Genomic DNA, 15520 nt, shown 5'->3' with positions numbered 1-15520 from the left:
AAGAAAGAATTTTATCCATGCATTTGGCAACTATGTGTAAATCATAGAGTGAATGGATAAAAAATGCATTACTAGATACTTTATACGTGTACGCGATGGAACAATAAAATTCACATTTCCGAGAGGGGAATTATAATGATAAAACTTGTACTTATTCGTCACGGACAAAGTTTATGGAACCTTGAAAATCGCTTTACTGGATGGACGGATGTAGATCTATCAGAGAATGGATTAAGTGAAGCAAGAGAAGCAGGAGCAATATTAAAGGAAAACGGTTATACTTTCGATGTTGCTTACACATCGGTATTAAAACGAGCAATCCGGACTGTATGGATTGTTCTGCATGAAATGGATCTTACTTGGGTGCCTATACATAAATCATGGAAACTAAATGAAAGGCATTATGGAGCGCTACAAGGATTGAATAAAGAAGAAACTGCAAAAAAATACGGTGAAGAACAAGTTCATATTTGGAGAAGAAGTGTCAATGTAAGACCACCGGCTCTTACTGAAGAAGATCCTAGATATGAAGCGAACGATCCGAGATACAAAACGCTCAAAAAAGGTGAATTTCCATTGACGGAATGTTTAGAGGATACGGAGAAGAGAGTGCTGGAGTATTGGCATTCAGAAATTGCACCATCATTAAAAAGTGGTGAGAAAGTAATTATTTCATCACATGGTAATACAATTCGATCGCTAGTGAAATACTTAGACAACCTTTCAAATGATGGTGTGGTTTCATTAAATATTCCAACTAGCATTCCGCTCGTTTATGAATTAGACGAAAATTTACGTCCGATTCGCCATTATTACTTAAGTATGGATGGAGAAGTACCTGAAGGGGAAATGCCGAAACATATTTCTTTTTAACATGAAAATTTGAAATGCATGCTTGTCTACATATACAATGTAGACTCATGATAAAAGACGTGGCCTCCTTCTAATGTATATGCGATGTAGCTAAATTTAGAAGCTTGTCCACGTCTTTTGTCATAAAGAGAACTACTTGCGCATGTAATGATATCGTGAGTAGTTTTTGAATGGAGGGTGATGTAATTGACGATCTCTAACATTCGAATTGGCTTATTTATTTTAGCAATCGTTTTTGTAGTTCTTGTTTTCTTTTATTGGAGAAATGAAGAGTTATATGAAGAGAAAAAGCAGCGAATTCGAAAAACTTGGTATGGATTATTCATAACATCAGTCACAGTTTATTTCATGATTAAAGGAATCGATTTAACCCTCTGGAAAAACTTATTAATGTTCACTGCGATGGTCATTTTTGTTGATATTTCATTTATTTTAACACCTAATATTTCCGAAATATGGGGAGCGAAATTTAGTGATATCGGTAAAACTGTTCAATCCATAAAGCGGTCATTAATCGCTTCAAAAGCAAGAGGAGAAATATATACGAACATTATCCAAAATATTAATCCAGCAGCATTTGGGACGATGGAATGGCATACGGAAGAGGAATATACAAAAAGCTTAAACACATTTTTAGATTCATATGGGGAAAAAATTGGAGCGAAAATTGTTGTATTTGAAGCAGCGAATGAATTAAATACGGGCTTTCGTGGTATTCGTTCTCAATTTAGTATTACTATACCTATAGAGCATATAGAGCAATTGAATGAACAAAAAGCAGTGCAAGTAGAAAACGTGGGAATTATACCAGCAAAAATAATGAATGATGTTTTTATCGTGATTGATGGGAAGAAGAATAGCCTGCAGGATCGAGATTTTGAAAATGTATATAATTTAACGATACATCATAGTTATTTTAGTAAGTAGGACAGAATTGTTTTTCTGTCCTTTTCTTCTATACATAAATTCAAAACAAAATTCAACAAAGTTGAATAAAATGGGACAATCATTCCTACACTAGCACGTAGAGGTGATTGTAGTGATAAAAGATTATGACAATGATTTTTTCAAAGAAGAAAATGAAGATACAACAGATTTCTCTTTAATCAAAGGAGATACGTTGCAGCAAGTAGAAAAGTTAGAAGAAGAATTAAAAAGAAAATGATTCGTGTACACTCTGTCTTTATTTGCTATATAATATAAATAGAAGATTGTATCTTTTTGAAAAGGGGGAGAAGAGATGGCTGAAATAAATGTACAAAAGTCTTCGTTTTTTAAAGAGAAAAAAGAAGAATCAAATACAGATTTCTCTCTTGTGAAAGGTGCATTAACGGAAAATATAAATCGGTTAGAAAAACTTATGAATAATAGCAGTTCAAAATATATACGAATACAAAAAACAAAAGAAAATGCATAGAGCATTTTCTTTTGTTTTTTATTCCGTTATTTGTGGATTAGTTTCAAGTTAGTTAACATTTAATTTTTCTTTTATTTTTCCGGGTAAATCTACTTTCTGAATTTCTTCATAGGACTTCAATTCAATAGATGATATTTCATTTTTATCTGTATCATCTTGATCTACATAAAGACGTAAAAACGCATTATCATTTAATTTATGGTCGTTTTCTTTTTTTGTACTTCTAAATGTAATTTGTTTTTTTCTCCGTCTTCATCAGATGCGGGCAACGTATAGTTCCGTAAGCTTATGCCTTCTACTTTTTCAATAGCGCCTTCACCTTTTATCTGTACGTAATATACATCCTTACCAATTCTATTTAGTGATGCTCTCTCACATCCAATAGTAATGCTTGAAAATAATAAACATAGTGTCATAACAGCAAAAAGCTTTTTCATATTATTTATCTCCTTCAATTTGTTTCTTTAAAAAGTATACAACTATTGTTAAATTAGAAAAATCGATATAGATTACAACATTCTAATAATGATGTAAGAGTATAAGGTATAGAGCGCAGAAGGATTAAATTGAACTGTTCATAATAAATTTTTAATACGTTTAAAGAAAGGTAAAATAATGAATCATGGTATAATGATAAAAGACTTACATACTATTTTTTCATTTTGAGAGGAGCTTGAAAAATGTATTCTACTTTAGAACAATTAACAAAGCACCCTGTATTTTATCATTTTGCAGAAATTTCAAAGATTCCTAGAGGATCAGGTAATGAAAAGGAAATTAGTGATTATTTAGTGGGCTTTGCAAAAGAGCGTAACTTAGAAGTCATTCAAGATGAAGCATTAAATGTCATTATTAAAAAAGAAGCAACAGCTGGTTATGAAAATGTACCAGCTATTATTATTCAAGGTCATATGGATATGGTTTGCGAAAAAAATCAAGCAACAGTACATGATTTTGAAAAAGATCCAATTGAATTACGAATCATTGGGGACATGTTATATGCAAATCAAACAACTTTAGGTGCTGATAATGGTATTGCAGTTGCGTATGCATTAGCTTTATTAGATTCAAAAGAAATTCCGCATCCAGCACTTGAAGTCGTTATCACTACTGAAGAAGAAACGACAATGGGCGGGGCTTTTGCTATTGATCCAAATCATTTTGAAGGAAAGATATTTATAAATATTGATTCTGAAGAAGATCATAAATTACTTGTAAGTAGTGCAGGTGGTGCGAAAGCTGTTGAAACAATTCCCGTAATTTGGGATGAAACGCCAGCGAATATGGATGCATACCGTCTATATGTTGGCGGTCTAAAAGGCGGACATTCTGGTATGGAAATTGATAAACAACGCGGTAATGCGAACAAAGTATTAGGACGAGTATTACGTGATTTATCAGCACATACGGAGTTTAACATAAGTGAAGTTCACGGCGGATTAAAAACGAATGCAATTCCGCGTGAAAGTGTAGCTACAATTTTAATTCGTACAGAAGATGTAGGACAAGTAGAAGAAAAACTAGAATCATGGACACGTGTATTACAAGAAGAAATGCGTGCTGTTGATCCAGATGTTCATGTTACACTTACAAAATTGGATGAAACAGTTGAAAAAGTATTTGCTAAAGAGACACAAAAGCAGCTTATTTCATCATTATTCTTAATTCCGAATGGCATTCAAAGTATGAGCATGGATATTAAAGGTCTTGTAGAAAGCTCAACAAATTTAGGCGTTATTGAAACGTTGCAAGATGAAATTAAATTACGTAACGAAGTGCGAAGTTCTGTAAGTAGTTTAAAACAACATGTTGCAGAAGAAATCAAATATATTGCTGAATTAGTTGGTGCTACATTTGAAATAGAGTCAGAGTATCCAGAATGGCCATACAATCCAAACTCACAAATTCGTAATTTATTTGAAAAAGTGCATCAAGAAAAATACAATAAAGAAATTGAAATCTTCGCTGTGCATGCGGGGATTGAGTGTAGCGCATTCGTTCAAAAAATGCCTGAATTAGATGCAATTTCATTCGGACCAGACATTTTTAACGTCCACACTCCAGATGAACATATCAGTATCTCTTCTGTAGTGAATAACTGGGGATTCTTCATTGATGTAATGAAGGGTACGAAAGAATTAGCTAAGTAATAACGACGAAATAAAAAGGAGCCTATAAAAATTTATAGGCTCCTTTTTTGTATTGGAATTTATCCCGCTATTTGCCGGGCAGCCCGATTGGTTTAACTAATAAACAGTGGGTGATGCATAAAACCCCTACTGATTAAAGTTTCACTTTATGAGAAGTCATTTTTCGTTAGTATGTAATATTAAGCTTGAACAATTAATAAGGATGAATTGTTGATGTTTTTTAGTACTGATGAAGGGGTGGAGAAATGAAGGGAAGAAAGCATTTTATTGTTTGTATGTTTTTATTGTTCTTCACATTTAGTTTTATTGGTGTTCAGAAAATAATAGCAGAAGAAGTTGAATTTTCAGGGACAACAGCTCCATTGAATGTAAATGTTAGAGAGGCGAAAAGTTTGAATGCAAATATTGTAGATGTGATTCCCGGAAATACAAAAGTATCTTTTAAAGGATGGGAGTATGGTGAAGCGGTTAAAGATTACTGGACAGGAAATTTAGATAATCGTTGGTTTTACTATTTTAAAGATGGAAAAAAAGTATATGTAACGTCAGCGTATATTAATGGAAATCCTCCAAATACATCAATAGATCGTAAATTATCTGTACCTAACATATTACAAGAAAGATCAAATTGGTGTTGGGCAGGCACTTCGGTTTCAGTTTTAAATTATTTTGGGAAAACTCCTTCACAAGATCAGTACGTTAGGTATGTTAAGGGTGGATCATATAATAATCCTGCAACTTCACGTGAAATACAATATGGATTATCAGGATATGGTGTTAGCTCAGCTATAAGTTCTGGAGCAAAATCATATGATTGGTTCAAAAGTCAAATTAATAGTAATCAGCCGATGATTGCACTCATTATGTGGCAAAATGGGGCTAACATCGGACACTTTCTAGTACTTGATGGGTTTTATAAAGGGACAAATGGAACAGATTATATAACGTACATGGACCCTTGGTATGGTGATCATTATAATCATAATTTCAGTACGTTCCATAACAATAATAATTTTTGGTGGAGTGAAACTGTTTATAATATCCATGCAAACTAATAATATTAAAAGCGGGGGTTCATAAATGGGAAAACTACTTAAGCTTGTGATACCGTGCATGTGCTTAATGACTGTTATTATTTTCGCTAGTAAAATTAGTTATGCATCAAAAAATAAAAGTGAATCAGTACAATCAATCGCATTAAAAGATTATCAATATAGTAAGGGAAGTTCTTCTGAAAATTTAAGTTTTGAAAAAATAACAACATCTCCATTTTCGTTACCAATCTATGCAACAATTCCAGCACAGCAAATTTTAAATAGCTCTGAATTTAAGAATTTACTATTACCAACAAATGAAAAGCTGTGGTTTATTATGAAGGGTGAGCAGCCAGAAGGACTAATTGTTACGAATGATACTGAACCGATTCGAACGGGCGGAGAAAATAGAAGTAAAGATTTATATGGATTATATAAAGCAATAAAAAATAATACAAATGAAACAAAAGATATTAGTTATTTCGAATTTGAAGGGCAAGGAATATTGGTAGTAAATCAAAATAATGATCAAGTAATATACCTTAGTAAAGGTGCCGCTGCCATATTAAAACTTCCTGCTGGTCAAAAAGTATTGAGCAGTGAAGTAATACAGAAAATGAAAGAGAGAATTGTAACTGCTTTTGAATAGTTAATTATAAACTGAATAAATAAATGCGTATGTATTATAAAATTTCATGTACTGTATTAGTTTTAGAAATGAATAAATTCATAAAAAATACAGTAGAAAGAATAGAAAAGATAATAAGTGAAAAAAGCGCGGGATGTTATAGGGGTCAATGGTGATTATAGTAGGAATTGTTGATTCTTATTTGTTATTTATATGAGGTTGAACATGGAACAGGCAAAAGGATTGATGTTAGAGGTATAAACATAATAGTGCATATAAAAAGGTTAGAGAAGCTAATTCTCCAACCTTTTTATATGAATTCCAAAGTTTTTATAAATGGTGGAGTTAAACATGCTCATCAAGTTAACATCTCATACCACCCCCGGAGTGGATTTTTTGCATTTTGCACAGAAAGATATTGTTCGATTTAAATCGTGCTTCATACGTAATAATTTAATTAAAAAAGCTTGACCTTAACACTATGTAAAGGTTTACAGTGAAACGGAAAAGGAGGTTAAGAAATGCAAAAAATAACGAAATTGTGTATGAGTGCTGTACTAACCACATCTATTATTAGTGGTTATGCTCAAATTAAGGGAATTGAGAAAGTCCAGGCGAAGGAAATTGAAAAACCGCAGAGAGAAGATAGGAAGAAAGTAGAGGCGCAAAAAAAAGTAGGAAAGTATACAATGCCAGATGAAAAAAGCAAACATGAAGGAACATGGCTACAATGGCCTCACGAACTTACATACGGGTCAAAATATCAGCAAGAAGTAGAACCGATTTGGATTCAAATGACAGAATCTTTAAGCAAAGGCGAAAAAGTTCATATTGTTGCATATGATGAAGAAGAGAAAGAAAGAATTATTGAAGTCCTAACGGATCAAGGGGTAAATATTGAGAAAATTGATTTCTTTATCGCACCTACTGACGATGTATGGGCTAGAGATACTGGTCCAATTTTTGTTTACGATAATGACAAAAATTTAAAGATATTAGATCCAGGCTTTAACGGATGGGGAAAGAAAACGCCATATAAGAAAGATGCTCGTCTTCGTGAGAATCTTAGCAATCAGTTAGGCATTGAAAGAATAAATTGGAATAAATTTGTTCTTGAAGGTGGCGCATTTGAATTAGATGGTAATGGAACTGTTTTATTAACTAGAAGTGCTGTGACGAATAAAAATAGGAACGCTAAATTGTCAGAGATGGATATTGAAAAATATTTTAGTGAACTTGGGGTAACAAATTTTATTTGGTTAGATGGAGCACCTAACTTAGATATTACTGATTTTCATATTGATGGATTTGCCAAATTCCACGATAAATCTACTATTATAACGTTAAAAGAAAAAGATTTGGCTGAATGGGGAGCGTCTGGCAAAGATATTAACAAGTTGCTGCAGGCAAAAGATGCTACAGGTAATAAGTACAAGTATGTATATCTACCGCTAAGTAAGAATAATGTTACATTAAAAAATGGGAAGAAGCTTGATTATAAAGGTTCCTATATTAATTATTATATAGCGAATGAAGTCATCTTAGTTCCAAACTATAATGATCCTAATGATAAAATAGCAAATGAGATGATTCAAAAACTTTATCCTGATCGTAAAGTGATGGGGATAGATGTAAGAGAGCTGTATAAAAATGGTGGTATGATTCATTGTATTACTCAACAACAACCAATTAATTTAAAATAATATATTTATAATTCTTTGGGAAGTTGTCTATTTCTTATGAGAATCTGTTGATCCATAGGATAGGTAAAGACGCGATAGCATTTTTACCTATTTTATTGTATTTTTTTATGAGTTTAGTATAACTTTCCTATAAACTGAAGAAACTTACCCTTTTTGAAAAAATCTTAATCAAAATGGATAGGTTTTTTAAATGAAAAGCTATACTTACTGTTGCGGAAGAAACATTGTTTAAAGGTAAGTTTTCACCTTTTAAAAGTTTCTAGTACAATCATTCTTACTAAAATATCTATAAGAATGAGATTTATATGTTTTTTTAGCAATCCATACATGCCCATCAACTTTAGAATGCAGAATTACCCTAAATAATAAAAGTTCAGAGGTTTTTCTGTTTTTATTTGTAACTTAAACGAATTATACTTGGCCAATTATTGTGCAATATTTTCAAATAAATGACTTTCTTTATTTGAAAATAAGGGTGCATCTATAAACCCAAAATGATAAACTAAAATACCTAATTCCACTCTAGAATGAATACGCCATTTTTCTTTAATATGATTAATTATCGTTGAAATTCTTCTAGGGCTAATATATATCTTTTTGGAAATTTCTACATCTGTTAATCCTTTTGCTACATAAATAGCCACTTCTAACTCTCTTTCGGTTAACATTCTTTTCATAAAATAAGCTCCTTCGAAATTATTCATATAAAAATCAAAAGAAACTATTATTTGAAATAAAGCTGAAAAATCATATCCAATACTCTTTATTCCCTTTAATTGTAATAATTTCTCTCATTGTAATACAAGTTTGTAAAAGAAACTATAAATCAATATAATTAGTAATTGTAACTATATTAATTTTACATCACATTAAAAGTTGGAAAATATTCTTATACTCATAAATTGTTACATTTGAGGGGGAGAAATGGAATTCTATAATCTCGGTATTATTATTAAAGAACTTAGAAAGAAAAAAAATATATCACAATCTGAACTATGTCGGGGAATATGTTCACAAAGTCAGATTAGTAAGATAGAAAAAGGTATTATTTATCCATCTAGCATATTGTTGTATCAATTATCTGAAAGACTTGGTGTTGATCCGAATTATATATTTGCGCTAACTCAAAATAAAAAATTAAAATATGTAGAAAACGTAAAATATGTAATAAGAGATTGCATAAAACAAAAACAATATGAAGAACTTTATGAAATAGTGAAAAAAGAGAAAAACGAAAATAATTTCGAGTCAAAAGAAAATAAACAATTTCTACTATGGCATGAAGCAATTGCTATATTTATGGTGAACAGATCAACAAAAACTGCTTTAAATCTTTTAAATCATGCATTAAAACTAACTGTAACCAATGCTGATTTTTTATCAGAAAGAGAAATAGATATTATGCATACAATGGCAGTAATCTATGCGGAAAATGGAGAATATGAAAAAAGTATAGGCATATTAAAGAAATGTTTAAGTAATTTTAATAAGATAGAATTTCCTAGAAATAAAGAAATTAAATTAAGAATTATTTATAACTTAACAAAATGTTTACATCTTACATATGAACATGTAGAAGCAATAAAGTACAGTGATATAGGTATTAAATTAGCCATTAATATAAATAGTTTATACTTATTAGGGGAACTAAATTTCGAAAAAGGTTCAAATTTATTAGAACTTCAGCAATCTAGTGAAGGTGGTTTTAACTATATTAATAAGGCTTTATTTATTTTTGAACTAACAGAAAGAAAACAATATATAAAGATAATTAAGGATAAATATTTTAAAAACCAGAAATAAACAAGAGAAAGCTTTAATATGAGCTATTCCTTATTGGAATTTCCTGTTAAAATAAGTGCTGTAATACGAACTATTCCTTATTGCTGTTTATTGCTAAAATAAGTCCTGTAATAGTAGATAAAAATAAAGGGTGACATTTTATGAAATCAAGAGGGAGTACTCGTAAAGCAGATAGTATGGGGCGTATTGTTATTCCAATGGAAATAAGACGGAGTTTAGGAATTGTAGAAAAAGATGCGCTAGAAATGTTTGTGGAAGAGGATCAGATTATTTTGCGGAAATATCAATCTTCACAAGCTTGTGCAATTACAGGTGATATTTCAGATAAGAATATTTCGTTAGCGAATGGGAAGATTATTGTAAGTCCAGAGGGAACAGAACTGTTAATAAAGAAGTTACAGCAATATCTTTTAAAATAAAAGATAAGTAAGAACTTTAAAATAGAATATACTTGTAAAGAAGGTCCTCTATCATTCAGGGGACTTTTTTATTGCAAAGACAGGTTGTTTAATTGTTATAAATAAAATAGAGGGGAATAGCTGGTCCAATGAAATGCGAATTATCCTAAAAGTAGTCTGATTATTTTTTATAAAAAATTCTAACTATTTACATTTTTTGGTTTCGTGTTATATTTTTACTGTCAGTATGAAGAAAATTCTGATTTCGATTTTCGGAAAGTTTTAGAAAATGAATTAGATTTTTAAATTAAATATGCTAATTCAAGGGGAATTCGTTGGAGAAATGTAACTAAGAGGAAATCTCGTATCATTCACGTTTAGTATCTGTAAATTGGTGGTTCTAATAGTTCTGACGAAAAGCAAAGGAGCAAAAAAAGAAGTGGGTAGTTCATTTAACAGGAGATATGGTGTAGAAAAATAAAATAACGGAGGTTTTATAATGAATAAAGGAATACTTCAGATTACGGAAATTGAAGAAATTACTATTCCTAATGTATTAAAGGATAAAATCAAGAATCTGATAGACAATGAATTAAAAACTCATAATCCTTATACTTGTGATCAAGAAATAGCTGCAAGCTTTTCAAAAGAGTGGCTCATTTTTTTGATTGACTATTCAAAGAAAACTCCGAATTCAGATGTGAAAAAACTACTTCATATGATAAAAGAAGCGAATTGTGGTGGAAACGTACCGCCTATCCTTATTAAAAATATTCCGTGTGATCCTATGGAAACCCTATTACCTGGAGAAAATCGCAAAGGCTTTAATTATGGTGAAAACGAACACGATAGAATGAAAAAATATTTTTATGCTGAATGGGTCACATGGCTTTTTGCCACACTTTTTAATTATGCTGCTTTGATTCATCCGTCCGAACATGCAGGGAAAAATAGATTTCATCTCATTTCCCCTTTAAACAATGATGAAGTTTTGCGAAATGTCGGTGCAAGCACTGGTGGCGGAAACTTTTATCAACATAACGATGCGACAGTGTATACAGATATGAAAGATCAATTACATATTGAAGAAAGATTGAAATCGTTCAATACGAATTTAGACATTGTATCGAATAGACTTAATAAATCTGTGGAACGAATAGTGTCTGAAATTACTTGTGGCAAATTTACTAGAGTTGATGCTCTTTTATTAAAAGGAGTGTTAAATTTAAAAACTCAAACTCATATTGGAACCCCAAAATTACTTCAAAAGCATCTAGAAGAAAATTTCTTCAATAAAGATGACATATTGGCGATAAGTAAAATGCCTATTGCTCATATCGCAGGAATGGCGGATGGTGAAATATCGGGATTCGTAGGGGAAATAAACCAAATTATATTTTTGGATGATAATGGTGATATTATTGCAACTTGTTTGAATGGAGCAGAAAATAGATTGATTTATGTGGGGGGAAGTGAAGAAGAAAAGTTAAAATTCGACATGTTTTTGGAACTGTTACGGACAATGCCTACTTATAAAGTTCCGCTTACATCTGAAGATTTATTGATTATGCCAAATTCATACTATGGTAAGCAAACAAATGTAACCCATGGTAGAGAAAGATTATCGGAGGAAGAATATAAAATTCCGATTGGTGATAATAAGTATGGACGTAGAATTGTTTGCAGGCAATACGTTTCCAGCCGATTACGCGACCAGAAAGAGAGTTACTTTACAGATATCATAAACTAGTTTAAAGAGAGGAGGGAGAATGGGAAGGTTTGGGCTGTAATAGCTCAAACCTTCCCATTTCCTTTATATGGATCTTACTATTGAATTACTCATATTACTATTTTTAGTAGCTATTTTAGCAGGATGGATAGATACAATTGCTGGGGGCGGTGGTATGATAACTATCCCAGTAATGTTATTAGTAGGTATGTCTCCTTCTGTAGCGATAGCAACTAATAAACTACAAGGGAGTAGCGGAACCCTCATGGCAACTGTGATTTTTATTAAGAAGAAAGAAATTAATCTCAAAGAAATGCGTTTGTCCATCTTAATGACCTTTTTTGGATCTATTTTGGGTGGATGGCTTATTTTACAGATACGAGCAGAATATTTAATCATGATATTACCTTTCTTACTTATTATTATTGGTCTTTATTTTCTATTATCTCCAAATATAGCAAACGAAGATCGACCGAGAAAAATAAGTATGTTGTTATTTGCGTTAACAGTGGCTCCGTTCCTTGGATTTTATGATGGTTTCTTCGGCCCAGGAACAGGTAGCTTAATTGCTGTAGCGTTCATTCTTTTATGTGGATATAGTGCTACAAGAGCAACTGCAAATGCTAAGATTTTGAATTTTACTAGTAATTTCGCAGCTTTGTTATATTTTATTATTTTTGGCCAAATTGATTGGACAATTGGGCTGATTATGATGCTTGGTCAAATTATAGGGTCATATATTGGGGCAAAGATGGTGCTTACAAAAGGGACGTCATTAATACGACCAATAGTGGTTATTGTTTGCTTTGTCATGGCAATTAAAATTTTTTTACAAAATATGAACTAAATGTAATCAATATATTATTTGTATCAAAGTCAGAGTATTTTAATGTTCTTATTGCAGTATTACGCTGTTTAAAATGTGTTTAAAATTACACAATTTGACTTGTGTAATGTATTACGTTATGCTTTTTTTAGTATAAAAGAAAGGCTTGAAGATAATGATTCGTCGTTTGAAAAAGTTTAAAAATGTAGCTGTCGTATTAAGCTTCTAAGTAAATTATTAAATCTACCATACTTAGAAGCGAGGAATGTAATTATGAAGCATCCATTATATAATCATTGGTCTGAAACGAAGTATTTAAAAGATATAGTAACAAATCCACTTATTGAAGTAGGAGAGTACTCCTATTATTCAGGATATTATGGCGATCAAAATTTTGAAGATGGTTGTGTTAGATATTTATGGGGCGATGCTAAGTCTCGAGTACTTTTCAATCCAATTGAACAGATGGGTTGGCAACTTGATAAACTCATTATTGGAAATTATGTTTGTATTGCAAGTGGAGTTGTCATTTTAATGGGTGGGAATCATAATCATCACCCTGAATGGATTACAGTTTATCCATTCATTGAGCAAATAGAACAATCATATGAACCGAAGGGTGATACAGTCATTAAAAGCGATGCCTGGATTGGTATGAATGCTATTATAATGCCTGGCGTTACTATTGGTGAAGGTGCAATTATTGCAGCTGGATCTGTCGTATGTAAAGATGTTCCACCTTATACAATAGTAGGTGGAAATCCTGCTAAGGAAATAAAGAAACGGTTCACTGATACAGAAATTAATATGCTAATGGAAATGCGTTGGTTTGATTGGGATAGAGAATTGATTGAGAAGGCAATTCCTCTTTTATCTAGTCCAGCCATTGAACCATTATTTGCTTTTTATAAAAATGAAATGAAAAATAAATAAATCAGCTAGAAAAACTACATTCAATATAGGATGTAGTTTTTTTCTTATTTAGTATGAGTCTAGCAAATAGCTGCATTGAATAAGTAAAAACCTTGATAGCTAATAAACGAATGCTAAGCTACCAGTGTGTCTCGATATTTAATCGGAACACACTTTTTTTTGTAAACATGGAACAAATGTATTACTTACACTGTCTATTAAGTGTAATCCTAAAAAATATGAAAGTACGAATCATTTTGAAAAATACGAAGGTATTAAAAAGAGGGATGTGTGTGGGAATACGAAGTGTCATTGTCCTAAAAGGGTTTGATGAGATGGTCTATATGAAAGTTATCCTAACGTCTTATATGTATATAGAATTTGATAACACTGTCTATTTTTTTGAGGATTATGTTAGAAGAACGTTTTTTGAGTACAAAGATATTGGAGGTAACAGAAGTGAAAGGTATGTTTTGCAAGAGATTTATTGCAATAGTAACAGTGATTACACTATTTTGTAGCATTGTTGTTACATCTGGAAGAGCATCAGCGGAAACAGTTCCTGCTATAGATGTTGAAGCAGGATCAGCAATTTTAATAGAAGCAAATTCCGGGAAAATTTTATATCAAAAAAATGCAGACGAATCATTAGCAATTGCTAGTATGACAAAAATGATGAGTGAATACTTAGTTCATGAAGCGGTGGATAAAGGAAAACTTAAATGGGATCAAAAAGTTAAAATCTCTGAATATGCACATAAGATTTCGCAAGATCGCTCATTATCAAACGTTCCATTAGAAAATGGTGGCTCTTATACGGTTAAAGAGTTATATGAGGCAATGGCAATTTACTCTGCAAACGGTGCAACAATTGCTTTAGTTGAAGAGATTGCTGGTAAAGAAGTCAATTTTGTAAAAATGATGAACGATAAGTCGAAAGAGTTTGGAATGAAACATTATAAATTTGTAAACGCTACAGGCTTAACAAACCAAGATTTAAAAGGCTATCACCTTGAAGGGACAAATTTAGACGAGAAAAATAAAATGTCTGCAAGGGATTGTGCGATTTTAGCACAACGTCTTATTCAAGATTTCCCAAAAATATTAGATACAGCAAAAATCCCCAAAAAAACATTCCAAAAGGGTGGCAAGTATCCGATAGATATGGTGAACTTTAACTGGATGTTAAAAGGCTTAATTAAGCAATACGAAGGTGTAGATGGTTTGAAAACGGGAACTACTCCAGAAGCGGGAGATTGTTTCACTGGTACAGTAGAAAGAAACGGTATGCGCCTAATCTCTGTAGTGATAAAAGCAAACTCTCATACGGCACGTTTTGATGAAACTAAGAAATTATACGATTATGGATTTGCGAATTTTGAAGTGAAGAAAGTCTATGGGAAAGATGCAGTAGTAAAAGGGCATGAAACAGTGCGAGTAGCAAATGCAAAAGACAAAGATGTAGTTGTTCAAACGAAGCAAGCTGTTTCACTTCCAATGCCAAAAGGCAACAAAGACATTTATAAAAAAGAATTTAAAGTACCGAATACGGAACAAGAAGCGCCTATTAAAAAAGGTGTAACAATTAGTAAAATGATTATCTCGCCTAAAGATAATACAGATCCTGGGTTCTTATCAGGTAATTCATTACAAATAGACCTTGTAACAAAATCTGATGTCGAACAAGCAAATTGGTTTACACGTTTTATGCGCCAAATCGGATCTTTCTTTAGCGGTATGTGGGATAGTGCGGTTGGTATAGTAAAAAGCTAACTTTATAGGATAAAACTACATATTAATCTGAAACAAAAAGTTTCAAAGTATTATAGATTCTTATGTGGATAGCTTGGAATGGAAGATTGCATTAATTCTCAAATTGGGTTCTTCGAAACTTTTCGTATTGCTACCAAGGTAAATTAAATTTGTATCTATATAACCAAAAAACGCTATTCTTTTTGTAGAAAAATACAGTGGTCTGGCCCCATTTAGTGAGACAAAGAAAAAACACCTAGATAACATGTTTCCTATAAGCTATAGGTGACATATT

General features: G+C 31.8%; 15 protein-coding genes and 1 pseudogene. 14 read left to right on the top strand and 2 right to left on the bottom strand.

Going from position 1 to position 15520, the window contains the following annotated elements; all coding sequences use genetic code 11:
* Positions 1–135: 135 nt before the first annotated feature.
* From gpmA to spoIISB, 4 genes are all read left to right on the top strand, one after another.
* Positions 136–873: a 2,3-diphosphoglycerate-dependent phosphoglycerate mutase gene (gpmA, locus tag JDS95_RS27255; protein WP_000594129.1), complete on the top strand. Its 738-nt coding sequence runs from the start codon at positions 136–138 to the stop codon at positions 871–873.
* A gap of 186 nt (positions 874–1059) precedes the next feature.
* A complete protein-coding gene (locus JDS95_RS27250) occupies positions 1060–1800 on the top strand; it encodes a type II toxin-antitoxin system SpoIISA family toxin (protein ID WP_000155917.1) in 741 nt (246 codons plus the stop codon).
* A gap of 112 nt (positions 1801–1912) precedes the next feature.
* On the top strand, positions 1913–2038 hold the full coding sequence (locus JDS95_RS27245; RefSeq protein ID WP_000588713.1) for a hypothetical protein: 126 nt from the start codon (positions 1913–1915) through the stop codon (positions 2036–2038).
* 75 nt (positions 2039–2113) lie between these two features.
* Positions 2114–2290 carry a stage II sporulation protein SB gene (spoIISB, locus tag JDS95_RS27240; protein WP_085450779.1) on the top strand — a complete coding sequence of 59 codons (177 nt, stop codon included), beginning with the start codon at positions 2114–2116 and terminating at the stop codon, positions 2288–2290.
* Between the two features lie 48 nt (positions 2291–2338).
* On the opposite strand, the pseudogene JDS95_RS27235 reads toward spoIISB, so the two are convergent.
* Positions 2339–2727: pseudogene (locus JDS95_RS27235) on the bottom strand (YxeA family protein).
* A gap of 243 nt (positions 2728–2970) precedes the next feature.
* Between JDS95_RS27235 and pepD the strand changes: the two are divergent.
* The 4 genes from pepD to JDS95_RS27215 all read left to right on the top strand — a co-directional run bounded on the left by pepD (position 2971) and on the right by JDS95_RS27215 (position 7805).
* Positions 2971–4440 (top strand): beta-Ala-His dipeptidase, encoded by a 1470-nt coding sequence (pepD, locus tag JDS95_RS27230; RefSeq protein WP_000287539.1) that lies wholly within the window; start codon positions 2971–2973, stop codon positions 4438–4440.
* Positions 4441–4685: 245 nt separating this feature from the next.
* The gene (locus JDS95_RS27225; protein WP_000678367.1) at positions 4686–5495 is read left to right on the top strand and encodes a papain-like cysteine protease family protein; all 810 of its coding nucleotides are present in this window, start codon (positions 4686–4688) and stop codon (positions 5493–5495) included.
* A gap of 25 nt (positions 5496–5520) precedes the next feature.
* The gene (locus JDS95_RS27220) at positions 5521–6123 is read left to right on the top strand and encodes a hypothetical protein (RefSeq protein ID WP_000517273.1); all 603 of its coding nucleotides are present in this window, start codon (positions 5521–5523) and stop codon (positions 6121–6123) included.
* Between the two features lie 500 nt (positions 6124–6623).
* On the top strand, positions 6624–7805 hold the full coding sequence (locus JDS95_RS27215; protein WP_139823532.1) for an agmatine deiminase family protein: 1182 nt from the start codon (positions 6624–6626) through the stop codon (positions 7803–7805).
* A 425-nt stretch (positions 7806–8230) separates the two neighbouring features.
* On the opposite strand, the gene JDS95_RS27210 is transcribed toward JDS95_RS27215, so the two are convergent.
* Positions 8231–8482, bottom strand: coding sequence for a response regulator transcription factor (locus JDS95_RS27210; RefSeq protein ID WP_000827557.1), 252 nt, complete (start codon positions 8480–8482; stop codon positions 8231–8233).
* A gap of 247 nt (positions 8483–8729) precedes the next feature.
* Between JDS95_RS27210 and JDS95_RS27205 the strand changes: the two genes are divergently transcribed.
* The 6 genes from JDS95_RS27205 (at position 8730) to JDS95_RS27180 (ending at position 15246) form a co-directional block, all read left to right on the top strand.
* Complete coding sequence (locus tag JDS95_RS27205; protein ID WP_199690886.1) at positions 8730–9608, top strand: helix-turn-helix domain-containing protein; 879 nt, start codon at positions 8730–8732, stop codon at positions 9606–9608.
* 140 nt (positions 9609–9748) lie between these two features.
* Positions 9749–10027, top strand: a complete 279-nt coding sequence (locus tag JDS95_RS27200; protein WP_000842220.1) for an AbrB/MazE/SpoVT family DNA-binding domain-containing protein — start codon at positions 9749–9751, stop codon at positions 10025–10027.
* A gap of 478 nt (positions 10028–10505) precedes the next feature.
* Complete coding sequence (locus JDS95_RS27195; protein WP_001032373.1) at positions 10506–11756, top strand: hypothetical protein; 1251 nt, start codon at positions 10506–10508, stop codon at positions 11754–11756.
* A gap of 67 nt (positions 11757–11823) precedes the next feature.
* Complete coding sequence (locus JDS95_RS27190) at positions 11824–12582, top strand: TSUP family transporter (protein ID WP_002043431.1); 759 nt, start codon at positions 11824–11826, stop codon at positions 12580–12582.
* Between the two features lie 252 nt (positions 12583–12834).
* The gene (locus tag JDS95_RS27185) at positions 12835–13494 is read left to right on the top strand and encodes a CatB-related O-acetyltransferase (RefSeq protein ID WP_000682550.1); all 660 of its coding nucleotides are present in this window, start codon (positions 12835–12837) and stop codon (positions 13492–13494) included.
* 438 nt (positions 13495–13932) lie between these two features.
* On the top strand, positions 13933–15246 hold the full coding sequence (locus tag JDS95_RS27180; RefSeq protein WP_000677640.1) for a D-alanyl-D-alanine carboxypeptidase family protein: 1314 nt from the start codon (positions 13933–13935) through the stop codon (positions 15244–15246).
* Positions 15247–15520 lie beyond the last annotated feature (274 nt).

Source organism: Bacillus cereus group sp. N24 (assembly GCF_016483345.1).
GTDB classification, from domain to species: domain Bacteria; phylum Bacillota; class Bacilli; order Bacillales; family Bacillaceae_G; genus Bacillus_A; species Bacillus_A toyonensis.
Note: the sequence above shows the minus strand (reverse complement) of the source record. Positions and strands in the feature narration are given on the sequence as shown.

Coding starts and splice junctions, on each gene's coding strand:
- gpmA (WP_000594129.1), top strand. CDS start 136: ATGATAAAACTTGTACTTATTCGTCACGGACAAAGTTTATGGAACCTT.
- spoIISB (WP_085450779.1), top strand. CDS start 2,114: ATGGCTGAAATAAATGTACAAAAGTCTTCGTTTTTTAAAGAGAAAAAA.
- pepD (WP_000287539.1), top strand. CDS start 2,971: ATGTATTCTACTTTAGAACAATTAACAAAGCACCCTGTATTTTATCAT.
- JDS95_RS27225 (WP_000678367.1), top strand. CDS start 4,686: ATGAAGGGAAGAAAGCATTTTATTGTTTGTATGTTTTTATTGTTCTTC.
- JDS95_RS27220 (WP_000517273.1), top strand. CDS start 5,521: ATGGGAAAACTACTTAAGCTTGTGATACCGTGCATGTGCTTAATGACT.
- JDS95_RS27215 (WP_139823532.1), top strand. CDS start 6,624: ATGCAAAAAATAACGAAATTGTGTATGAGTGCTGTACTAACCACATCT.
- JDS95_RS27210 (WP_000827557.1), bottom strand. CDS start 8,482: ATGAAAAGAATGTTAACCGAAAGAGAGTTAGAAGTGGCTATTTATGTA.
- JDS95_RS27205 (WP_199690886.1), top strand. CDS start 8,730: ATGGAATTCTATAATCTCGGTATTATTATTAAAGAACTTAGAAAGAAA.
- JDS95_RS27200 (WP_000842220.1), top strand. CDS start 9,749: ATGAAATCAAGAGGGAGTACTCGTAAAGCAGATAGTATGGGGCGTATT.
- JDS95_RS27195 (WP_001032373.1), top strand. CDS start 10,506: ATGAATAAAGGAATACTTCAGATTACGGAAATTGAAGAAATTACTATT.
- JDS95_RS27190 (WP_002043431.1), top strand. CDS start 11,824: ATGGATCTTACTATTGAATTACTCATATTACTATTTTTAGTAGCTATT.
- JDS95_RS27185 (WP_000682550.1), top strand. CDS start 12,835: ATGAAGCATCCATTATATAATCATTGGTCTGAAACGAAGTATTTAAAA.